This is a genomic window from Nibribacter ruber, assembly GCF_009913235.1.
In the GTDB taxonomy this organism is placed as follows: Bacteria; Bacteroidota; Bacteroidia; order Cytophagales; family Hymenobacteraceae; genus Nibribacter; species Nibribacter ruber.
The window spans coordinates 3,777,411-3,799,148 of sequence record NZ_CP047897.1; the positions used below are offsets into that span (position 1 = coordinate 3,777,411).

18 protein-coding genes are annotated in these 21,738 nt (G+C 50.9%); 7 read left to right on the forward strand and 11 right to left on the reverse strand.

Annotation, left to right across the window (positions count from 1 at the left end):
- Nucleotides 1–20: 20 nt before the first annotated feature.
- The gene (locus tag GU926_RS15965; protein ID WP_160693615.1) at nucleotides 21–611 is read right to left on the reverse strand and encodes an inorganic diphosphatase; all 591 of its coding nucleotides are present in this window, start codon (nucleotides 609–611) and stop codon (nucleotides 21–23) included.
- Between the two features lie 219 nt (nucleotides 612–830).
- Here GU926_RS15965 and GU926_RS15970 point away from each other — a divergent pair, with 219 nt between their 5' ends.
- Together GU926_RS15970 and GU926_RS15975 are read left to right on the forward strand one after the other, a co-directional pair.
- A complete protein-coding gene (locus tag GU926_RS15970) occupies nucleotides 831–2,168 on the forward strand; it encodes an amidohydrolase (protein WP_160693617.1) in 1,338 nt (445 codons plus the stop codon).
- A gap of 146 nt (nucleotides 2,169–2,314) precedes the next feature.
- A complete protein-coding gene (locus GU926_RS15975; protein WP_160693619.1) occupies nucleotides 2,315–3,190 on the forward strand; it encodes an ATP-grasp domain-containing protein in 876 nt (291 codons plus the stop codon).
- Between the two features lie 98 nt (nucleotides 3,191–3,288).
- Here the strand turns inward: GU926_RS15975 and GU926_RS15980 are convergent, their stop codons facing one another.
- The 9 genes from GU926_RS15980 to GU926_RS16020 all read right to left on the reverse strand — a co-directional run bounded on the left by GU926_RS15980 (nucleotide 3,289) and on the right by GU926_RS16020 (nucleotide 12,632).
- Entirely contained in the window at nucleotides 3,289–4,062 is a 774-nt protein-coding gene (locus GU926_RS15980; RefSeq protein WP_160693621.1) for an SDR family oxidoreductase, read from the reverse strand.
- Between the two features lie 415 nt (nucleotides 4,063–4,477).
- A complete protein-coding gene (gene rplS / locus GU926_RS15985) occupies nucleotides 4,478–4,831 on the reverse strand; it encodes a 50S ribosomal protein L19 (protein WP_160693623.1) in 354 nt (117 codons plus the stop codon).
- Nucleotides 4,832–4,919: 88 nt separating this feature from the next.
- Nucleotides 4,920–5,603, reverse strand: coding sequence for a tRNA (guanosine(37)-N1)-methyltransferase TrmD (gene trmD / locus GU926_RS15990; protein ID WP_160693625.1), 684 nt, complete (start codon nucleotides 5,601–5,603; stop codon nucleotides 4,920–4,922).
- Nucleotides 5,590–6,183, reverse strand: coding sequence for a ribosome maturation factor RimM (rimM, locus tag GU926_RS15995; RefSeq protein WP_160693627.1), 594 nt, complete (start codon nucleotides 6,181–6,183; stop codon nucleotides 5,590–5,592). The genes trmD and rimM overlap by 14 nt, the downstream gene beginning before the upstream one ends.
- 10 nt (nucleotides 6,184–6,193) lie before the next feature.
- The gene (locus tag GU926_RS16000) at nucleotides 6,194–6,769 is read right to left on the reverse strand and encodes a 30S ribosomal protein S16 (protein WP_160693629.1); all 576 of its coding nucleotides are present in this window, start codon (nucleotides 6,767–6,769) and stop codon (nucleotides 6,194–6,196) included.
- 502 nt (nucleotides 6,770–7,271) lie between these two features.
- Nucleotides 7,272–8,012 carry an acyl-CoA desaturase gene (locus tag GU926_RS16005; protein ID WP_160693631.1) on the reverse strand — a complete coding sequence of 247 codons (741 nt, stop codon included), beginning with the start codon at nucleotides 8,010–8,012 and terminating at the stop codon, nucleotides 7,272–7,274.
- A gap of 179 nt (nucleotides 8,013–8,191) precedes the next feature.
- Complete coding sequence (locus tag GU926_RS16010) at nucleotides 8,192–8,875, reverse strand: RluA family pseudouridine synthase (RefSeq protein WP_160693633.1); 684 nt, start codon at nucleotides 8,873–8,875, stop codon at nucleotides 8,192–8,194.
- A gap of 102 nt (nucleotides 8,876–8,977) precedes the next feature.
- Nucleotides 8,978–9,793: a 3-methyl-2-oxobutanoate hydroxymethyltransferase gene (panB, locus tag GU926_RS16015; RefSeq protein WP_160693635.1), complete on the reverse strand. Its 816-nt coding sequence runs from the start codon at nucleotides 9,791–9,793 to the stop codon at nucleotides 8,978–8,980.
- 133 nt (nucleotides 9,794–9,926) lie between these two features.
- Nucleotides 9,927–12,632 (reverse strand): putative LPS assembly protein LptD, encoded by a 2,706-nt coding sequence (locus GU926_RS16020; protein WP_160693637.1) that lies wholly within the window; start codon nucleotides 12,630–12,632, stop codon nucleotides 9,927–9,929.
- A gap of 105 nt (nucleotides 12,633–12,737) precedes the next feature.
- Between GU926_RS16020 and GU926_RS16025 the strand changes: the two genes are divergently transcribed.
- From GU926_RS16025 to GU926_RS16045, 5 genes are all read left to right on the forward strand, one after another.
- Nucleotides 12,738–13,478, forward strand: a complete 741-nt coding sequence (locus GU926_RS16025) for an N-acetylmuramoyl-L-alanine amidase family protein (RefSeq protein ID WP_232058363.1) — start codon at nucleotides 12,738–12,740, stop codon at nucleotides 13,476–13,478.
- Between the two features lie 13 nt (nucleotides 13,479–13,491).
- Nucleotides 13,492–14,505 carry an MlaD family protein gene (locus GU926_RS16030; RefSeq protein ID WP_160693639.1) on the forward strand — a complete coding sequence of 338 codons (1,014 nt, stop codon included), beginning with the start codon at nucleotides 13,492–13,494 and terminating at the stop codon, nucleotides 14,503–14,505.
- Nucleotides 14,506–14,681: 176 nt separating this feature from the next.
- Entirely contained in the window at nucleotides 14,682–16,310 is a 1,629-nt protein-coding gene (locus GU926_RS16035) for an acyl-CoA carboxylase subunit beta (protein ID WP_160693641.1), read from the forward strand.
- 129 nt (nucleotides 16,311–16,439) lie between these two features.
- Complete coding sequence (locus GU926_RS16040) at nucleotides 16,440–17,342, forward strand: transglutaminase-like domain-containing protein (RefSeq protein ID WP_160693643.1); 903 nt, start codon at nucleotides 16,440–16,442, stop codon at nucleotides 17,340–17,342.
- A gap of 194 nt (nucleotides 17,343–17,536) precedes the next feature.
- Nucleotides 17,537–20,194, forward strand: coding sequence for a S8 family serine peptidase (locus tag GU926_RS16045; RefSeq protein ID WP_160693645.1), 2,658 nt, complete (start codon nucleotides 17,537–17,539; stop codon nucleotides 20,192–20,194).
- Nucleotides 20,195–20,593: 399 nt separating this feature from the next.
- On the opposite strand, the gene GU926_RS16050 is transcribed toward GU926_RS16045, so the two are convergent.
- Nucleotides 20,594–21,400: a M57 family metalloprotease gene (locus GU926_RS16050; protein WP_160693647.1), complete on the reverse strand. Its 807-nt coding sequence runs from the start codon at nucleotides 21,398–21,400 to the stop codon at nucleotides 20,594–20,596.
- Nucleotides 21,401–21,738 lie beyond the last annotated feature (338 nt).

Consider the following 21,738-nt stretch of genomic DNA (forward strand, 5'->3'; position numbering starts at 1 on the left):
CGTACAAATCTGCTATTTAGTTATTGAATCCACTGCTGAATCAGCTTTTCAGCGAAGGCCTCGTCTTTCCAGCCCATCAGGCGGGTAGGTTGTTGGCGGTCCACGTTCAGGTACCAGTTTTGCAGAATGGTCTTCACCGCGGGGTAGCGCCCCGAAAAGTCCAGGTAGTTGTGCGCTGAAATAGTTTGTTCGCTAGGTCTTGCCGGTATGGCTACGATCAGATGATACAACTCGCCGTTGCGTTCCAAGACCAGCACGCCCATGGGCAGAATCTCCAGTACCGTGCCCTGTTTCAATTGATTGGACAGCACCAACACCGGAAGCGGGGCAGCAGGGCGGCCTTTCACCGAGTCCACCAGAGTGCTGGGAATAAAGCCTTCATTGCCCAGAGATGGCAGAAAATCCAGTTTTTTAGGTTGGCCGGCCTCGGTTTGGGGTAGGAATTTCTTTTGGCTGGCATCATAGCGCTGCGGTTCGGTAGAACCGGCGGGCGTCACAATCACCGCCTGCCATTGTTTGGTCTCGGTGAAGGCGGGCACATCCTGGTAATTGGTGGTACAGCTGCTCAACGCCATGAATAGCACCAAGCAGAAAGAGAAAAAGTATTTCATAAGGAAAGCGAGTCCTTTCAAAGTAAAGCAAGCGAGGTAAGGGTGCCGGCCAGGCTCAAGTACAGAACGGGGGAATTTTTGAAACCATTGCGCCTCCTATAAACTTACACCTTTCCCGCCAAGGATTCCAGCGCTCGCCATACTTTCTTTCTTTTACTTCCATGTTAATCGTTTTTGACTTATTTTTCTGGAAACACCACCAAACCGAACAACCTCTCCATGACGCTTTTACAGAAACTAAGCCTTTGCACGCTGGCTACCGGACTTTTAATTGTTCCATCGCTAACCTTCGCGCAAACCAACGACCTGCATGCCCAGATAGACCGACTAGCCGATAAGATTGAGCCCAAAGTCATTCAATGGCGAAGAGACTTTCACCAGAACCCAGAGCTGGGAAACCTGGAGTTTAAGACCGCCGAAAAGATTGCCAAACACCTAAAATCCTTAGGCCTGGAAGTGCAGACTGGCGTAGCGAAAACTGGAGTGGTAGGCATTTTGAAAGGTGGCCAGCCCGGCCCCGTGGTAGCCCTTCGCGCCGATATGGACGCCCTGCCCGTGACCGAACGCAACAGCCTGCCCTTCGCGTCTAAAGTGAAGACTACCTACAACAACCAACAAGTAGGGGTGATGCACGCCTGCGGCCATGACACGCACATAGCCATGCTCATGGGTGCCGCCGAAATCCTGACCCAGAACAAGAAAGACATTGCCGGTACCATCAAATTCATTTTTCAACCCGCTGAGGAAGGCGTGCCCCTAGGCGAGGAGGGCGGCGCCAAACTCATGGTGAAGGAAGGAGTGCTCACCAACCCGAAGGTAGACGCTATTTTTGGCGTGCACATCAATTCAGCCACAGAAGTGGGTACCTTGAAGTACAAGCCACAGGGCACCATGGCCAGTTCAGATAACTTCAAAATCAAGATAAAGGGCCGTCAGGCGCACGGAGCGTATCCTTGGGCCAGTATTGATCCGATTGTGGTGTCGGCGCAGATCATCAACGGCATTCAAACCATCGTGAGCCGTCAGATGGAAATCACGCAAGATGCCGCGGTCATTACCGTGGGCGCCATCCATGGTGGCGTGCGCTCTAACATCATCCCGGAGGAAGTGGAAATGATTGGCACCATCCGAGCGCTCAACACTGACATGCAGAAGGAACTGCACACGCGTTTAAAGCGCACCGCTGAACTCATTGCCGCCAGCGCCGGCGCTACGGCTACGGTTGAAATTACAGAGCAATGCCCGGTCACTTACAACCATGAATTGCTTACTGCCCACATGTTGCCAAGTCTTGAGCTAGCCGCCGGAAAGGAAAACGTGAAACTGACCAAGGCGGTGACGGGAGCAGAAGACTTCGCGTTCTTCCAACAGCAAGTACCAGGGGTATATCTGTTTGTGGGCGGCATGCCGAAAGGGATGGACCCTAACAAGATTCCGGCGCACCATACTCCAGATTTCATGATTGATGAGAGCGGTATGAAACTAGGCATGCGCACCTTAGCCTACATGGCCGTTGATTACCTGAATAACCCGTTGCAGAAGAGCGCTTCCAAGTAATTTTCTGTAATTTCGGCGCTTCGTTTTTGGCCTGTTTCTGTGGAAAGAGGCCAAAAACAAAGCGCTTTTTATGCCTCCTTCCTGTTTTTTGATTTGATTAGGAAAAGAGGGGCGTTCATCCATTTTACTTCTAAGACATTCCTCTTTTGAAACTCGCACTAGTAACCTATTCAGATTTGCACAGCTACGGCTCTTTGAGCAGCAGTGAAGACAGCGTGTTGGTAGACTACCTTACTTCTAAAGGCCTGGACCTGACCGTGGAGGTTTGGAATGACCCAGCCGTCAACTGGCAGCAATATGAGGTGGCCATCCTTAAATCGCCGTGGGACTACTTTAACCGCATTGAAGAGTTTATGGCGTGGCTGGACAAAATAGAAGGACTGGGCGTGCGCCTGCTCAACCCCATAGACATTGTGCGCTGGAATACAGACAAGCACTACCTTTTAGAAATTGAGAAGGCTGGCCTGCCCGTAGTCCCTTCTGCCTTGCTCAAAAGAGGAACAGAGATTAATCTCGAGGACCTCTACACTCGGTTTAGTACGGATAAACTCATTGTGAAACCAACCGTAAGTGGCGGCGCCAAGAACACGTTCATTGTTACCAAAGAACAGGCAGCCGCTGAGCTGCCTAAGATTCAGGAGCTGACCGCTACAGAAGATTTCCTGGCCCAGCCGTTCATGCCCCAGATTCAGGAAGAAGGGGAATGGTCGTTTCTGTTCTTCGGGGGGAAATATAGCCATACCTTACTCAAATCTGCCAAGAGCGGAGATTTTAGAGTGCAGCACTTCTTTGGCGGTACCATCCATCCTCAGATGGCCCCTGCGCACCTATTGAGCCAAGCCCAGAAACTGGTGGACAAATTTGCCCAAGGCTGTCTGTACGCACGCGTAGACGGCATAGTGGTGGGAGAGGAGTTGCAACTCATGGAACTAGAGCTGATTGAACCCTTTTTGTTTCTGCACACGAATGAGCACGCGCTGAAAAACTACTATCAAGCCTTGAAAAGCATGCTTCCAGGATAGGCGTTTTTAGCCTGATTTCCAGAAAAGAAGCCAAAAACGGAAAGCCCTTGCAATACTCTTATTGCAAGGGCTTTCCGTTTTTAAATATTTGCGGGTTCTTAAGAGAAGTAGTTCACGCTCATGCCACCGTCTACGGCGATGCACTGCCCCGTGATATAGGCCGCCGCGGGCATACATAAGAAAGCCACGGCTCCGGCCACGTCCTCTGGGTTGCCAATCACATTGAGAGGCGTACGGCTTAACACGCTTTTCAGGTAGTCCTGGTCTTGTAATACGGTTTCAGCCAAAGGCGTTCTGATGTACCAAGGCGCCACGCAGTTCACGCGTATGCCGTAGGGTGCCCATTCGCCGGCCAGGTTCTTAGACAGCTGGATTAAGGCTGCTTTGGTCATGCCGTAGATAGCGCCCGTGCGCACATGGCCTAAACCAGCCACCGAAGACACGTTCACCACATTGCCCTGCGGCGACTTCTGCAACAACGGCAAGGCATGCTGGCACAACTCAAACGCACTGGTGAGGTTGGTCTGCAACAGAAAGCTGTATTCTTCTGGGCTGTATTCCTGGATCTTCTTTCGGATATTGGTACCTACGTTGTTGACCAAGATATCCAAGCCGCCCCAGGTATTCTGAATCAATTGAAGGAGGTTGTGACGGTCGGCGGCTATGCTCACGTCCGCTACCATGCCCGAGGCTTTGAGGCCTCGGGCCCGGTAATCTACCACGGCCTGATTAACTTCCAACTCCTTACGAGCTACTAGGAGGACTTCGGCGCCCAACATCAATAGTTCCTCGGCAATGGCGGCTCCTATGCCTTTGGTGGCGCCCGTGACCAGGGCTCTGCGGCCTTCTAAACTCCAACGGTTCTGTTGCATGTTCTGTGGTTCAATTTGGTAATGGAACCCAAGTCTACGCAGAAACTCTGTAACCTGATGCCTTTGCCGCCGTTTTTGGGCTGTTTTCTGGAAATCAGGCCAAAAACGATGGTCTGGTTCATTCTCTCTGAAAGAGAAGGTTAGGAGGAGGGTTGGCGTTGGAGATTGTCGTAGAGACCAGGCACTGCCTTGTCTCTTGCACATTGCTTTCTTCTCCTGATTTATTTGGCAGTGTAAACACCCCCTCGCCCTCCTCGAAGGGGGAATCATCATTGCCAACATTGGTAAAAACAATCAGCAATTAACAACCAGCAATCAACAAGCAGCAGCCAAAAAGTATGGGCATAAAAAAAGCCGGTGGTTAAACCGGCTTTTTTCAGAACTAAAACTATGGGAAAACCAATTGGATATGGTCCTATCCTCTTCTTTCTTTGATACGAGCAGCTTTACCAGAAAGGCCTCTCAAGTAGAACAGACGAGCTCTTCTTACTTTACCTCTGCGGATAACCTCAATCTTCTCGATGTTTGGAGAAAGAAGCGGGAAAATACGCTCTGTACCGATTTGGTTAGACACTTTTCTTACAGTGAAAGTCTCGCTTACACCAGAGTTTCTGCGTTGCAAAACCACGCCTTGGAATTGCTGGATACGCTCTTTGTTACCCTCACGGATTTTCACGTGAATGTTCACGGTATCGCCAGCAGCAAAAGAAGGAATAGACGCACGCTTATCCGTGAATTCCTGCTCTACTAATTTGATTAAATCGCTCATGACTATAATATAGTGTCTATTTTATCTCAAAATTCGGAGTGCAAATATAGACGTAATTTTTGTAATTGTAAATCAAGTAGTAATAAATTTATTCTTCGGGCAATAAATCAGGCCTGCGTTCGCGGGTTCTCTGTACTGCCTGCTCAAAGCGCCACTCCTCTACTTTAGGGGTATTGCCAGAAAGAAGAATCTCCGGGACGCCATGTCCCTCAAAGTCAGCGGGCCGGGAATACACCGGCGGCGCCAACAGGTTGTCCTGAAAGGAGTCTGACAAGGCACTGCTCTCATCATTCAACACGCCGGGTATGATTCTGATGATAGAATCTGCCAACACGGCCGCGGCCAGTTCGCCACCAGACAGAACATAGTCGCCTATGCTTATCTCATGGGTCACAAACATGTCCCTCACGCGCTGGTCCACGCCTTTGTAATGACCGCAGAGAATGATGATGTTCTCCAGCAGAGACAAGCGGTTGGAGGTTGCCTGGTTTAGCGTCTGGCCGTCTGGGGTCATGTAAATGACCGCGTCATAGCTGCGCTGGGCCTGCAGTTCTCTAATGCACTTGGCAATAGGCTCTACCATCAAGACCATGCCCGCCCCGCCGCCAAACGCATAGTCATCAATCTGACCGTGTTTGTTGATGGCGTAGGCGCGTAGGTCATGCAGATGAACTTCCACCAGGCCTTTGTCCTGGGCACGCTTTAAGATGGAGTGGCTGAAGGGTCCGTCCAGTAAACTAGGCTGGCAGGTGATGATGTCAAACCGCGTCATCGTCGTCGTCCTCTTCACCCGCAATAGGTGGCTCTTCTTCCATTCTGTTGGAAGGCTTGGTGTACACGTCCAACAGGCCTTCGGGCAGGGTCACGTACAGCTTCTTCTCTGCCTTGTCTGTTCTTTGAATGACCTCGTCGTTTACCGGGATGAGGATTTCATGACCCTGGTACTGCATGGCCAACAGGTCTTGCGCAGGTAGGTCAAAGAAGGTTTCCACCGTTCCCAGGTCTCCCAGCACACTGTCCACCACGGTGTAGCCAATCACTTCATGGAAGTAGAACTGGTCTTCTTTCAACTCCGGTAGCATCTTTAGCGGAAGGTAGAGGCTGGTGCCTTTCAACTTCTCGGCTTGCACCACGGTGTCCACATCTTCAAACTTGAGGATGCTTTTGCCTTTGTCCTGCGGATTGAGGTCATCAATGAAAAAAGGAACCAGCTTCCCGTTAATCAACAGGAAAACTGATTCCAATTCATCGTACTCTTCCGGGAAGTCAACGTCAAAGAACGCGACTACCTGGCCCTTGGTGCCATGCGTCCGGACGATATACCCCAACTGGAAGCATGCGTCTAACGTCATGGCCGTAAAATTAAGCTTGCTCTTCTGTAGCGTCAGCAGCAGGGGCTTCAGTAGCACCTTCTTCTGTAGCAGTCTCAGCCTCAGCAACTGGAGCTTCTTCTTCTACAACAGCTTCTGGCTCAGGAGCAGGAGCGTTTTTCAAACGGATAGCTTCAGCACGGGCTTCGTTCACCTTAGCTTCAGCCTCAAGCGCAGCTTTCTTCTTAGCAGCCTTGTCAGAACCTAATTGCTCTTTCTTGCCAGTGATTTTAGCGTCTTTGGCGTCTTTCCACTCTTGGTAACGGGCATCTGCCTGCTCCTGAGTAACAGCACCTTTCGCTACACCAATTTGCAAGTGCTTTCTGAACATAACACCGGTGTAAGAAAGCATAGCCTTCACAGTGTCAGTTGGTTGAGCGCCTTTCAATACCCAATCCAACGCTTTGTCTTCGTTGAAGTTGATAGTGGCAGGGTTGGTTTGTGGGTTGTACGTACCCAATTTCTCGATGAAACGACCATCACGTGGTGAACGAGAATCAGCTACTACGATGTCGTACATAGCTGCTTTTTTGCGGCCTCTGCGGGCCAGTCTGATTTTAACAGGCATAACTAGTTTTGTTAAAGCGCCGGAACCCGTCCGGCATTGGGGTGCAAAGATACGGCAATTTCTAACAAACTGCTAATGATTTGTAATGTGCTAATTAACAATGTGCTGATGTGCTAGTTGATTTGGAGATGTGCAGATATGGAAATGTGAAGATGACGGCTTCTAATTTCCTTTTTTGGGCTCTTTTCTGGAAATCAGGCTAAAACCGGCGTTAGCGCGGTTTTTTCTCCCTCAGGGAGAAGGTTAGGATGAAGGAATAATTGGATGAGTAATCCAGCCTCCAGCCAGATGCTCTTCCGGATATGCAATCCGGAAGCACTGAAAAGCGGATTTGTAATCCCCGTGCGGGCTTAATGAAGGCACTTGTCCGTAGGCGGATTACAAATCCGCTTTCCAATAGCTCGGGATTGCAAATCCAGACCAGCTAGTTTTAACAACCAGTGTTAAAGCAAAACGCCTCAGCACCATTTGATGCTGAGGCGTTTCTATAACGTTTTTCTGCTTAAGAACGGACGGTGGCTTTCTTCAATTTAATGATGCCAATCTTGTCAAGCGTCCAGATCACCGGGTAGGTTGGGTCCACTTCCCACCACTTCACCCCGAAGTTAACGCGGTTAGGCAGTTTGTGGTGGTTGTTCTGGAACAGCTCGCCGCCGGTCAAGAAGTCAAAGAAAAGGGAGTTTCTGGACTTGTCATTGTTGTCAAAGTTCTGGTAGCCGTATTTGTGGCCGCTCCAGTTCACGATGGCGCCGTGCAACGGACCCATCAAGAAATGCAAGGGCAGGAGCAGGTACATCCACCAGAACTCGGCGTAGTTGATATAAATTAACACGTAAATCACACCCCAGGCCAGACGTGAGCCCCAGTGGTCGCCAATGTTTTCTAGGGCGCGCCAGGTAGGGTAGTTGCCGTCAAATCTCTCTTCGGGCTCAGTGCGGTTGTTCAAGAAATCATTGTAGATGTTCTTGGTCTTCCACATCATGGTAAAGGCGTTGCTGGAGAAGTGCGGGGAATGCGGGTCGCGCTCAGTGTCTGAGAACGCATGGTGCATGCGGTGCATGATGGCATACGCCCTTGGCGACAGGTAAGAAGAACCTTGGCTCACATACGTTAACAGGAAGAAGAATTTTTCCCAGAACATATTCATGGTGAACATCTTGTGGGCGGCGTACCGATGCAGGTAAAACGTCTGTACAAACAGAGACAAGTACCAGTGGACTACAAAGAAAATGAGGATAATCATAGAGGTTGTGATGGTGTAATGTTGCCAGCGGACGGCAATTGCTTAACAGCCGGCAGGTATTAAAGTTCACAAAGCTACGAACCTGAAAGGAAAGGCCGTAAAATCACATCCAGAAATTACAAGATAATGATGAAAGTCATCTTTGGAAGGGTAATGCTTCTAAAAGGTGAATTTGTTCTCTAAGGCTGAAACGGTTGCCAGGCCGCAATGCGGGGAGGAGGGGCTTGCACGGCGATCCATTCCTTAGACACCGGATGTTCAAAACCCAGCTCACGGGCGTGCAGGCAAATGCTTTTGTTGGGAAGCGGCTCTGGAGCCCCGTATTTGAGGTCGCCTAGGATGGGGCATTTGAGCGAAGCCAACTGAACGCGTATCTGGTGTGGCCTTCCCGTCACAGGACGAACTTCTACCAGAAACTTGTGGGCGGCGCTTTTTAATAAAGAGTAGCTGAGTTCGGCGCGTTGGCTACCGGGCCGTTCTGAGGGATGGGCTTTGGTGATGTTTCTGGCCGCGTCTTTCACCAGCCAATGCACCAAGGTGCCACTTTCGGGCTGCGGCGCGCGCAGGGTTACTGCCCAGTATACCTTCTGCGTCTTGCGGGAACTGAACTGCTCGTTTAGGCGGGCCAGCGCTTTGGAGGTTTTCGCCAGTAAGACCACTCCGCTCACGGGCCGGTCCAGGCGGTGCACCACGCCCATGAACACGTTGCCCGGCTTCTGGTACTTCTCTTTGACGTACTCCTTGGCCAGTTCAGACAAAGGCTTGTCGCCGGTCTCATCGCCTTGTACCAACATGCCGCTCGGCTTGTTGACCACCAACACATGGTTGTCTTCAAACAGAACGTCTAGGGCAGGAGCAGGCATTGGCGTTTTTGGGTTATTTTCTGGAAAAGAGGCGAAAATCGGATTGTATTGCTAATTGCTGGTTGTTATTTTAAAAAGCAATCAACAATTAGCAATCAACAATTAATAGGCTTCTTCTTCAGTGGGAAAGTTGAGGGATTTTACGTCTTTGATATAATTGCCCACGGCGTTGGTGATGGTCTCGTGGAGTTCGGCGTAGCGGCGCAGGAAACGCGGTTTGAATTCCTTGGTAATGCCCAATAAGTCATGAATCACCAAGACTTGGCCGTCTACGTGCGGACCGGCACCAATGCCAATGATGGGGATGTGCAACTCAGCGGCAACGCGCTTGGCCAGGCTGGATGGGATCTTCTCCAGCACAATGGCAAAGCAACCCAGCTCTTGTAACAAGCGGGCGTCTTCCATGAGTTTCTCGGCCTCGGCCTCTTCTTTGGCGCGTACGGAGTAAGTCCCAAATTTATAAATGGACTGCGGGGTCAAGCCCAGGTGGCCCATGACCGGTACTCCGGCGCTCAAGATGCGAGTGATGGAATCTTTGATCTCAAAGCCGCCTTCCAGCTTGACGCCGTGCGCACCAGACTCTTTCATGATTCTAATGGCAGAGCGCAGGGCCTCAGAAGAGTTTCCTTGATAGGAGCCAAACGGCAAGTCTACTACTACAAAGGCTCTTTTCACGCCGCGCACCACAGAAGAGGCGTGGTAGATCATCTGGTCCAGCGTGATGGGGAGCGTGGTTTCATGGCCGGCCATCACGTTAGAGGCAGAGTCGCCCACCAGTAACACGTCTGTGCCGGCGGCATCCAGCAGGGTGGCCATGGAGAAATCATAGGCCGTGAGCATGGAGATCTTTTCGCCGCGCTCCTTCATGGTGTGCAGCTGGTGGGTGGTGACAATCTTTACCTCTTTCTGTACTGACATACGCTCCCGCCTGTTAATGTAGGCTACAAGCAAAGGTATAAAAAGAACCTTGGCACTAGAAAGCGTTTTTGCCCTGTTTTTCAGAAAACAGCCCAAAAACGAAAAAGCCACCGGTGTGGTGGCTTTTTCGTTTCTATTGGTACCTATAAGGGTTGGCGCTTCCGGTCCTGCGTATTCTCAGGTCTTGCAGAATAGAGGACTTGGCGTTAATGCTGATGTTGTACATCTGGTACGGTCCAAACGGTACCCAGTTGATGGACATTTGCCAGCAGTGTAGGTCTCGCATGATAGAGATGTTGGTATAGCTCAACATCTTGTTCTTGAAGTCATAGTTGGTGGTGTACGTGAAATTCCACTTTTCTGTGAGCGTCACAGAACCGTTGATCCCCGCAGAGGTGGCCACGTTTTCCAGACGGTTGTCTTCCAGGCTTCTGCCAAAGTTGGAGGTCAAATCAATGGCCAGCGTCCACGGGATATTAAAATCTACGTAGTCGGCGGCGGTCAAATCGCGCTGCAGGCTGGGCAGGTTGGTGGGCGGTGGAACTTTGGAGTCTTGTTGTTGCTTGCGGGCCGAGGGGTTCAGTTCAAAGCTGGTGTTAAAGTACAGGCTGGTGATTCTGGCAAAGTTAAATCCTCCCTCTTCTACCAGCAGGCGGTCAATTCTGCGGTTGTTCTGGTCATACTGGTACGGGTCCAGGATGGCGCCGGCCGTCAGCGGGAAGCTGTTGAACAGACGCGTGCTCAGGTCAATGTTGATGTTGGAGAGCTTGAACGAGTCGGCGGCAAAGTTGTAGGCAGAGCGTATGGCAAAGCGGTCAATCAAACTCACTTTCTTGAAGCCGCCGGCGCTGTCACCTTCGGTCTTTACTTTCATCTCCACGTTGTTGTCAATGCCAAAGGTCAAGGCGCTGGTCAGGCCGGGGGCGGGCACGTTTCCTTCCAATCCCTGGAAACGGGAAAGTAATTGGGTGTTGCCCCGGTCATCACTCTGCACGCGCTGGTAAAACCCAAATTCAGGCCGCCCGAAGTCCGGTCTGAAGCTATAGCCAAGGTTTGGCGTAAGGGTGTGCCGGATGGCCTGTACCTTTTTGCCTTTGAAGTTGGCGATGCCGTACACGTTGGTGGTAAAAGACAACCCACCTGAATATTGGTACGCCCTATGGAAGCCGCTCACCGTGTCTATCTTGAGCAGATTTGAATTTGGAATGGAGCTGTACGTGAATTTCTTGGTAAACCAGCTCTCGTTGTAAGATACGCTGGGCGTCAGCTTAAAATACTTGAACAGATTAATGGTCCCCAGGGTGATGGGAATGTCATGGTTAACGGTTAGGCGGGCGTTCCTGAAGATCTCAGACAGGTTGGTGCCATTGATGGCCAGCGTGGTGTCTCTTCTCTCTGAATCAAAGAAAGGATAGCCGGCGTTACCACCCTTAGAAATAGTGTTGGTCACGTTCTGGCGGGCGGTAAGGTTATACCCAATGCGTATGCCTTCAATCCAGCGACCCGTCAAGGTGCCGCCAAACCACTCAATGGGGCTTTGGCTGGCTACGCCCAAGCTGATGTCTGGCAACACAAAACTCATCACCTGTGCGGCTTCTGTAATGGTGGTGTCCTTTCCCTCCTTGGTTTTGTACGTGTAGGTGTTTACTCCCTGGCTCTGGCTCTGAGATAGGTTAATGCCATAATTGATAGGGGAGTTGGGGCTGCTCTTACGGTAAGAAACGTTGGAGTTAAACGCCGGACTCAAGGCCTGCTGCGCGCTGGTAGGGTTGCGCTGGTTAAAGAACTGGCTACCCGCGTTCACACTGGCAGAAAACTGTCCTTTACCCGGTCTGGTAATGGGCTGGTGGCTCCAGTTGATCCAAATGTCCCTGGAGTCTCCGGAGAGTCTGTATTCTTCATCCAGGCGGGCCACGTTCAGGTTCTCGGCGCCTTTGGTGTAGGAGTGGCGTAGGCTGAAGTTACCATTGAACTTGTAGCGGCTAATGTATTGTGACTGCACCTGCACGCCATACCCGCCCAGCGAATAGATGTCACCGGTAAAGCGCATGTCCATGTAATCATTCACGGCCCAGTAAAAGCCACCTTCGCGCAGGTAGAAGCCCTGTTGCACTGATTCGCCGAAGGAGGGAATAATTATGCCCGAACCGCGTTTCTGAGGAGAGGGAAAGAACCCAAACGGAAACCCGATGGGCGTGGGCACGTCTGCAAACACCAAATGAAAAGGCCCGGCCACCACACGGTCATTGGGAATCACCTTCATCTTGGAGGCCTTTATGTAAAAGTGCGGGTGCTCCAGATTACAGGTGGTGTACCGCGCGTGGCGGCCGTAAATCTCATTGAGCTCGTTTTTCTTGATGGTCTCCGCATGAATGAAACCTTCGCCCTGCGTGGTCACGGCGCCAGAGACTTTCCCCTTTTTGGTTTTGTAGTTGTAGACAATGCGCTGGGCCTGGTAGGTCTCGGCCCCGTTCTTGAACAGGGGCTTCTCCTGGAGTACGCCGGCAGAATCTAAAAGGCCTTCTGCAGTGAGGGTATTGGTTTTCCAGCTGATCTGGATGTAGGCGGCGTCCAGGGCAATCTCTCCATAATCAATGTGGGCCTGGCCATACAAATGCATGATCTGGCTGATGGCGTCATACCTGATGGAGTCTTTGGCCTTATAATTGATAGTGGTCTCAATGGCACCTGTACGGGCCTTGGCCGTGTCTTTGACAGACACAGAAAGGGAGTCTGGACGGGCCGGACGAACCTGGGCCATACCCTCCAAACTGGTGAATACGGCAGCTAGAACCAGGAGGGCAACTGCTAAAAACTGGAGGGATCGCTTCTGATTCAAGTAGAATTTTTGTTGTTTTGTACTTATTAGTACAAAGTTATTAACTATAGCTTTTAACTAACGATACTCGTGAAAAATATTGTCTCCGGTTGCCTGCTTGTTTTTTTGCTTCTCCCATCCTTTACGCCAGCTAAACGGAAAGAGGTAGCCGTGCGCACTGTGGTGATAGACGCCGGCCATGGCGGCAAAGATGTGGGGTGCAATGGTAAGTCTGCCTACGAAAAACACGTGGCCCTGGCCGTAGCCTTGCAACTAGGCAAGCAGATAGAACAGAACAACCCCGACGTAAAGGTAATCTATACGCGCAAAGATGACACCTTTGTGGAGTTGATAGACCGCGCCGGCATTGCCAATAAAAATCACGCGGACTTATTTATTTCCATCCACTGCAACTCGGGGCCAAGTGCTGCCTACGGCACAGAAACCTACACCATGGGGCTGCACACGTCAAACGGCAACCTGGCCGTGGCCAAGCGGGAGAACTCCGTAATCTTGCAGGAAGACAACTACAAAGAGAACTACGGCGGCTTCAATCCCAACTCGCCGCAGAGTCATATTCTGTTCAGCCTGTACCAAAGCGCGTACATTGACAACAGCCTTCGGTTTGCCCAGAAGGTAGAAAAACAATTTAAAAGCAAGTTGGGTCGTTCCAGCAGAGGCGTGAAGCAGGCGGGCTTTCTGGTGTTGTGGAAATCTGCCATGCCCAGCGCCCTCATTGAAATAGGATTCCTGACCAATCCTACGGAGGAGAAGTTCCTCAACGATAAATCCAACCAATCGTATATGGCTTCAGGCATATACCGGGCCTTCAAAGAGTACAAGCAAGAACTCGAGGCCATGAACTAACCAACCCCAAACTGTGAATTTATCCAAAGAACTCAAAGTAGCGTTGCTGGGCCTTGTAGCCGTAGCAGCACTCTACGTGGGCTTCCTCTTCTTAAAAGGCTCCAGCGTCTTTTCCTCTTCGCGTACGTTCTACGTCACTTATAAAAGCGTGTCGGGCCTTACGGTGTCCAACCCCGTCATCTTGAACGGCCTCAACGTGGGCATTGTGAAGGAAATGACCCTGCAGCCCGCCAAAGGCAACCAGGTGGTGGTGACCGTAGAAATCAATGAAGACATCCAGATTGGTGACTCAACGGTGGCCATGCTGGTGAGCTCAGATTTGCTGGGCGGCAAGGCCATAGAACTGTACATGGGCCAGAACAAGCGGCAGTATGATGGAGGCGAGAACCTTATTCCGTTTGTGAAGGAAAGCATCACAGACTTGTTTGCGTCAAGGGCCATGCCAGTGCTGGACACCGTAGACTCTACCCTCATCCGGTTAAATTCCTTCCTGGACAAAGACGCCAAGCGCAGCATTCAATCCATCTTAATGAACGCTGAGGCCACCTCAGAAGCCATTAGGGCCATGACCATGGCCAACCAGGGCAACATCAACCAGATTGCCGGCAACCTGGCCCAGCTTACCGCGCAACTGCAGAACACAGAGAAGAAATTCAGCCAACTGGCGTCTAACCTTAATGAGATCACAGACACCATTGATGTGCAGACCATGAACCAAACCATCCGGAACATGAACGCCACCGTGACCGAGGCGCAACTGGCCATGAAGCGGTTCAATGAAAGCAACGGATCTCTGAACAAGTTCATGAACGATGACTCTCTGTACCGCAACCTCAACGCCTCCAGCGCCAGCCTGAACGCCCTGCTCATGGATTTGAAAGCCAATCCTAAGCGCTACGTGCACTTCTCCCTCATTGGCGGCGGCACTAAAGTAGACAAGGCAGAGAACGTGAAAGAGGCCACCAAGGTGAAGAACGCCAACACGGTGGAGAAGGCCGGCACCATTGAAGAAGTAGAAAAGAAATAGGTAACCTATTACCCCATAGAAGCGTTTTTGGCTTGTTTTCATGAAAACAGGCCAAAAACGCTTTTTGTTTTTATACAGGAAACAATAGGCTAACAATTGTTAGGCTTTCTGCATAATCCTTATATTTGTCCATAGCCCGCAACGGGTAAATTCACCAACTACCGTACTCTTCCCGCATGGATTTAGAATTCAATAAGAACGAAGACGCCTTAAAGCAGCTTTGTTTTCAGCTCCGGAGCAAACACCAGAAAGTGGCCTTGGGCGGTGGCGAGAAAGCCATTGCCAAGCAGCATGAAAAAGGTAAGCTTACCGCCCGTGAACGCATCCAGTACCTGATTGATGAGGACTCTGAGTTCTTAGAAATAGCCGCTTTTGCCGGCGAAGGCATGTACCAGGAGTACGGCGGTTGCCCCGGCGGCGGTGTAGTGGCTGGCATTGGGTATGTGAAAGGCCGTCAGTGCATGATTGTGGCCAATGACGCCACCGTGAAAGCGGGTGCCTGGTTTCCCATTACCGCCAAGAAAAACCTGCGCGCCCAGGAAATTGCCATGGAAAACCGCCTGCCAGTCATTTACCTGGTAGACAGTGCCGGCGTGTTTCTGCCCATGCAGGACGAGATTTTCCCGGACAAAGAGCACTTCGGGCGTATGTTCCGCAACAACGCCATCATGAGCTCTGAAGGCATTGTGCAGATTTCTGCCATCATGGGTTCTTGCGTGGCGGGTGGAGCCTATCTGCCCATCATGAGCGATGAGGCCATGATTGTAGAAGGAACGGGTTCTATCTTCTTGGCCGGTTCTTACCTGGTAAAAGCTGCCATCGGGGAGACCATTGACAATGAAACCTTGGGCGGCGCGTCTACCCATTCAGAAATATCTGGCGTAACGGATTATAAATTTGAAACCGATCAGGAGTGTCTGGACCACATCCGGAACATCTTTGACAAAATGGGCGACAACCCAAAGGCAGGTTTCAGTAGAACAGAGCCTGCCGCACCAAAGCTAGACCCCCAGGAAATCTACGGCCTTCTGCCCATGGACCGCGTGAAGCCCTATGACATGATGGACATCATCCTGCGCATGGTGGACAACTCTGAGTTTGAGCCTTACAAGGACTTATATGGCCAGAGCTTGATCTGCGGCTTGGCCCGTATTGACGGTTGGGCCGTGGGCATTGTAGCCAACCAACGCAAGATTGTTAAAAGCAAGAAAGGCGAGATGCAGATGGGCGGCGTGATCTACTCAGACTCTGCAGACAAGGCCGCGCGCTTTATCATGAACTGTAACCAGAAGAAAATTCCGTTGGTGTTCTTGCAAGACGTGTCGGGCTTTATGGTAGGTAGCAAGGCAGAGCACGGCGGTATCATTAAAGACGGCGCGAAGTTGGTAAATGCCATGAGCAATTCTGTGGTGCCAAAATTCACCATCTTAATTGGCAACAGCTACGGCGCTGGTAATTATGCCATGTGCGGCAAAGCCTATGACCCACGCCTGATTTACGCCTGGCCAACCGCGCAACTGGCGGTGATGAGTGGAGCTTCAGCGGCGAAGACCTTGTTGCAGATTCAGGTAGCCTCCCTCAAATCCAAAGGCGAAGTCATCACCCCAGAAGCCGAGAAAGAGTTGTTGGATAAAATCACTGCCCGCTACAATGAGCAGCTGAGCCCGTACTACGCAGCCTCAAGACTGTGGGTAGACGGCATCATTGATCCTCTGGAAACCCGCAAGGTGATCTCCATGGGCATTGAAGCCGCCAACAACGCGCCCATCACCAAACCCTTCAACGTAGGCGTTATTCAAACTTGATTGTGAGAATTAGAAATTAAAAATTATGAATTAGAATTGGCGCGCTTCCTTTCCTAGCCGTATTCTCTTTCATATTGTCAACTATAATTTCTAATTTTTCATTTCTAATTTTTAATTGAATACGCAGTTTTGACAAACAAAGAATTAAAGGCGCTGATTTCGCTGTTGGATGATGAAGACCCAGATGTGGTGGCGCATGTGCATGGCCGCATTGTGGAGCTGGGGGAGACCATTACGCCTTTTCTGGAGGAAGCCTGGGAAGAAAGCCTGGACCCCGAACATCAGAAAAAGCTGGAAGACCTCATCCATGATCTTCAGTTTGAGGCCCTGCACCGGCGCCTGAAGGAGTGGAAAGAGGAGGGCGCCGAGGACCTGCTCAAAGGCATGTGGCTGGTGAACACCTACCAGTACCCAGATGTGCGCATGGAGGACGTCATGAAGATCATTGGGGAGCTGCACTATGAGGTCTGGGTTCAAGTAAAGCCCGAGATGCATCCCTACGACCAGGTTAAGGCTTTGAACCACGTTCTGTTCAAGCTGCAGCATTTTTCTGCCAACACCAAGAACTTTCATGCGCCCACCAATTCCATGCTGTACCAGGTGTTGGAGAGCAAGCGCGGCAATCCATTGACCCTGTGCGTGATTTACATGACCATGGCCCAACGGATGGGGTTGCCGGTGTACGGCGTGAACCTGCCCAACCTCTTCATCCTGACGTACAAAAGTGAGGTGGTGCCGCAGTTTTACATCAATGTTTATAACCGGGGGCTCATCCTCACTAAGAATGACATTGACAACTACATCCTGCAACTCAACCTGAACCCGGTAGACATTTTCTATGAACCCTGCGCGCCCATAGACATTGTGCGGAGGGCCCTCCGGAATCTGTCCATGTCCTATGAAAAACTGAACGACCCTGAGAAGGCCACCGAGATTGAGAAGTTGTTAGACGTGCTTGCTGATGATCCTGTTGATGAGGCAGAGGACGAAGACTCTGATGATTCTGAGGGGAGCGAAGATTGGGAAGACTAGCGTTTTTTGCCTGTTTTCCAGAAAATAGCCCAAAAACGGAGAAGCCACCCTTGCACAGGGTAGCTTCTCCGTTTTTGGTGTCATACGCATGGCCGGTAGAGTGGTGATGAATCCTCTGATTCCCGGTGCTTCCTCCTTGTTCTGAACCTCAAAATGCGTATCTTACCTTGCTGAGAAGGCCGGTAGTCTGTTCTATGAGAAAGAGTTATACGCGTTTTACGTTTCTGTATTCTGTGCTTGCTTTTGCCTGCAGCTTCTGCCTGGCAGGGCAGCCAGCGTGGGCGCAAATTCCTTCTGCCAGAACAGTAGTGAATTCCAAACTGGCCCCAGCGCTTAGAACAGGCAACCGCTCACATGTACACACCGCGCTGCGGGTGCAGGTAAAAGATGCTGCCGCTTTCAAAAAGTGGGCTACCCAGTACCTGCCAGCTGCCTCTGACCCCGTGTCTACTACGCTTCCGGCAGTGTATCTGGTAAAAGGAGTAACCGCAGGTGATGTTCAGAAGCTGGCACTGTGCCCCTGGGTAACGTACGTAGACGTGCCCAACCGGCGTGCCCAAGAAGAAAGCTATCTGCAAAACGCTGATTTCAGGGTGAACCGGGTGACGGCCTTGCATTCTCTGTTTCCAGACATCCACGGCAAGGGCTTAACGGTTTCTGTGAAAGAACAGCCCTTTGACACCACAGACATAGATTTCAAGGCCCGGGTAAAGTCCTCTGCTGCCTTCCAGAAGACGGTAACGCCCCACGCCACGGCCATGGCTACGTTGGTGGCGGGCGCCGGCAATACAGCCGAAGCGTCACGTGGAGTGGCCTGGCAAAGCTCTCTCACCTCTTCAGACTTCACCAACCTTGCACCAGATGATACAGAAGAGTTAAAGCGCCAGCAAGTGAGCGTTCAAAACCATTCTTACGGCGTGGGAGTGGAGAATTATTATGGCCTGGAAAGCCAGGCCTATGACCGGCAGAGCCTTCAGATGCCCACCTTGCTGCATGTGTTTTCATCAGGGAACTCCGGGAACAAGGCTGCTACCGAAGGGCCGTACGCCAGCACCAGTGGCTTTGCCAACTTAACGGGTCAGTTCAAGGTTTCCAAGAATACATTGAGCGTAGGGGCCATTGATACGTCTGGGCAGGTCAGCATCTTGAGTTCCAGAGGACCCACCTATGACGGTCGCATCAAGCCAGAGGTGGTAGCCTTTGGCGAAGCGGGTACCTCAGAGGCGGCCTCGGTGGTGTCAGGGATCGCGCTGGTGGTACAAGATGCCTATAGAAAGCAAAACAATGGTGCCCTGCCGCCTTCAGAATTAGTGAAAGCAGCCATCATCAATGCAGCCGATGACAAGGGTGCCCCGCAGGTAGACTATGCCGCGGGCTTTGGCAACGCAGACGCGCTAGGCGCCGTGCAGGCTATCGTAGAACGCCGCTATGCCAGCACACAGGTAAGCCAGGGTGCCACCCAAAGCATCAGGTTGACCGTTCCGAAGGGGATGGGGCAGGTAAAGGTTACCTTGGTATGGTCAGATAAAGAAGGAACGCCCGGCACTGACAAAGCACTGGTAAACGACTTGGACCTGGTGATAAAAGAAACCGCGGCTAACCGCCAGTGGCTACCCTGGGGCTTAAGCGTGTATGCCCATAAAGATTCTTTACAAGCACCCGCGCGCAGAAAAGCAGATCACCTCAACAACGTAGAGCAAGTGACCATTGCCCAACCGGCCGCCGGGGAATATGAGATACAAGTGACCGGGTACCAATTGGAGGGTGGCCAGCAATCCTTTAGCGTAGTGTATGAGTATGAAAAGGCGTTTACCTGGGCCTACCCGTTTAAAGACAGCCACCTGGAAGCAGGGCAGACGTCTCGGCTGCGCTGGTTCACGCCTGTAAAGAGCGGCGCCACCGCTACCCTTGAGTTTAGATACGCTGGTAGTGCAGAGCCTTGGCAGACGCTTAAGGAAGGTGTGATGTTGGACCAAGAGGCCGTAGATGTGGCTTTGCCAGATACCACTGCCTTGGCAGAGCTGAGAATGGTAATAGGCGCTGCCACGTATGAGACTGGCACTTTTATGCTCAGTCCTATGCTTGCGTTACAGGTAGGCTACCAATGCGGAGACGAAGTGATGTTTTTCTGGCCGTCGGCGCCAGGGGCGGAGGCGTATCAGGTGTATGTGCTGGGCAACCAGTTCATGGAACCACTTGCCCAGACCAGGGACACTGTTTTCGCCTTCAGAAAGAGCCAATACCAGGCGGTGCAGTATGCGGTGGCACCCATGGTGCAGGTTAAGTTGGGCGCCAGAAGCTTTACCAAAGACTATACCCTGCAGCCGGTAGGTTGTTACGTGACCAGTTTCCTGCCCAAGTACTTCGTGTCAGATACCGTGCTGCTAGACCTCCAGATTAGCACCAGCTACGGCCTGGCCGCCATGTATCTTGAAAAGAGAATAGACGGTGAGTTCAAGGTTATGCAGCCTATAGCGCTGGGATCCAAGACAGACTTTGCCCTGCAGGATTTGGCTCCAGCGGCAGGGTGGAATGAGTATCGTGTCAAACTCGTCACCCAAAGTGGAGCTACCTTTTACAGCCAGGCTGAAGGGCTTTTCTACACGCCAGATTCTTTTATTCAAGTATACCCCAATCCGGTGTTGGCCGGCCAAGACTTGCAAATCATTACCAATAGCAGCGACATCAATACCATTTTTATCTATGACCAGGTGGGTCGGTTGGTGCGAGAGTACGCACAAGACGGGGCCATAAAAGTAATAGAGACCAAAGGACTCAGGCCCGGCGCTTATTTCATTAAGGTGCTTTCTCCGTCGGGCAACCTCACCCAAGCCAAAGTGATTCTCCTTTAACTTCCTTTGTATTGAGATGCCCTCGTTTTTGGCCTGTTTCTTGGAAAAGAGGCCAAAAACGAAGCCTCGTTTACCTTGACGCATGGGTGGTTTACTTTCAGACTATAGCTTTGAAGCAGGAAGGGTCCCCTAAAGAATGGGTGCTACCGGTTGTGAAAGGGTTAGTTGATAGGGAAGTGGTCATAGTAGGAAGGTCCTTTAGATGACCTCGGGTTATTGAAGTTACCAGCGAAGGGAGCTATGGTGCTGCATTGAATTGAAAGTCAGTATTCGAGTATGGCGGTGCCGGGCTTCACTTTGCGTTCAGTTCCTGTATAGCAGCTTTTTGGTGAATACAAAAAAAAAATCGGCCTCCAGATATCTGGAGGCCGATTTTTTCGGGGGTAAGTTACGTGACTACTAGTACAGGTAGTTAAGAGCTGTTACGTCATTTGAGTTAAACGGACGGTTCTGGCCAGAGCCAATGCACGCCAGCATCCAAGAAGTAGCATCAGCGGTAGTTGGAGTGCCTGGGATATTGATAGCGCCAACGGTAGAAGCTCCTTCATTGGTGTAAGAACCACCGCAAGAATAAGACCGGTCCATGTAATCTGTGTGACGGAAGCCAATGCAGTGACCAATCTCGTGGGCCAGGATGGTGGTGAACCAGCTCTGGTTAGGGTTGGTGCCAATGTAACGTGTGGCAATCAGAATTTGGTTATGAGGATTACCCGTTGAGGTTGGGAAACCGGCAGAAGCCAAATACTGGGCAGACTTAGGAGCTGCTTTCAGGTAGATTTCGCCACCAGAAGAGATGCGCGTCATTTTGATCAACAAGTTCTGGGCATTGTAACGGGCAATGGCCGCGTCCAAAGCAGTCACATAAGTAGAAGGCAAAGACGGGTCAATTGACAAGGTGATGGTACGGCCAGTGCCAGCGTTCACCAGGTTGGTGGTGCGGTACTGCTCTGTCTCACCTACGCGCAGAAATTTCTGATCATGTTGGGCGTTCAGTTGAGCATCTGTTAACAAGATGTCTCCTTCTACCAGGTAACCACCTTCTACAGCCTTTACGTCTGTAGTCCCGAAGCCCATTTCATAGATTTTCGCCAATGTTTCTTTGGACACAGATGCTTTATCTACTACGGCTTCTTCATCAGTGGAACAAGAAGAGAAACCAAGAACTAGGGCAACAGCGGCCAGTTTAAGTGAGTAATTTAATTTCATACTGAGTTTTGTTAGAGAGTTGTTAGAAAGTGAATTGTTTGTTTGAATTGTTTGAAAGGATTTTGGAACGGTACTGCGCTTTGTCTAAAATAATATGAGCCTTTTAATGGTGAATGATCTTAATTTATGTTTCAAGAAATTTATCTGAAAACACTGTATCATCTTCCAAATAGAATTAGAAGAAATCAGGCATTAATAAACGTGTAATGGGAGAGGACCTTAGGATTTAAAAAAGCGTCCTAAAAGTTGGCTGCAGCAGCTTGTACGTAGTGACTAAGCAAAAGATACGGTGCTGGCGAAAAAAAATAAAAAAATATTTTGGAGCTGCCAAATGCAGG

Excerpts from the sequence above, each read along its gene's own strand:
- GU926_RS15965 (WP_160693615.1), bottom strand. The coding sequence starts at position 611 with ATGAAATACTTTTTCTCTTTCTGCTTGGTGCTATTCATGGCGTTGAGC.
- GU926_RS15970 (WP_160693617.1), top strand. The coding sequence starts at position 831 with ATGACGCTTTTACAGAAACTAAGCCTTTGCACGCTGGCTACCGGACTT.
- GU926_RS15980 (WP_160693621.1), bottom strand. The coding sequence starts at position 4,062 with ATGCAACAGAACCGTTGGAGTTTAGAAGGCCGCAGAGCCCTGGTCACG.
- rplS (WP_160693623.1), bottom strand. The coding sequence starts at position 4,831 with ATGAGCGATTTAATCAAATTAGTAGAGCAGGAATTCACGGATAAGCGT.
- trmD (WP_160693625.1), bottom strand. The coding sequence starts at position 5,603 with ATGACGCGGTTTGACATCATCACCTGCCAGCCTAGTTTACTGGACGGA.
- rimM (WP_160693627.1), bottom strand. The coding sequence starts at position 6,183 with ATGACGTTAGACGCATGCTTCCAGTTGGGGTATATCGTCCGGACGCAT.
- GU926_RS16000 (WP_160693629.1), bottom strand. The coding sequence starts at position 6,769 with ATGCCTGTTAAAATCAGACTGGCCCGCAGAGGCCGCAAAAAAGCAGCT.
- GU926_RS16005 (WP_160693631.1), bottom strand. The coding sequence starts at position 8,012 with ATGATTATCCTCATTTTCTTTGTAGTCCACTGGTACTTGTCTCTGTTT.
- GU926_RS16010 (WP_160693633.1), bottom strand. The coding sequence starts at position 8,875 with ATGCCTGCTCCTGCCCTAGACGTTCTGTTTGAAGACAACCATGTGTTG.
- panB (WP_160693635.1), bottom strand. The coding sequence starts at position 9,793 with ATGTCAGTACAGAAAGAGGTAAAGATTGTCACCACCCACCAGCTGCAC.
- GU926_RS16035 (WP_160693641.1), top strand. The coding sequence starts at position 14,682 with ATGGATTTAGAATTCAATAAGAACGAAGACGCCTTAAAGCAGCTTTGT.
- GU926_RS16045 (WP_160693645.1), top strand. The coding sequence starts at position 17,537 with ATGAGAAAGAGTTATACGCGTTTTACGTTTCTGTATTCTGTGCTTGCT.
- GU926_RS16050 (WP_160693647.1), bottom strand. The coding sequence starts at position 21,400 with ATGAAATTAAATTACTCACTTAAACTGGCCGCTGTTGCCCTAGTTCTT.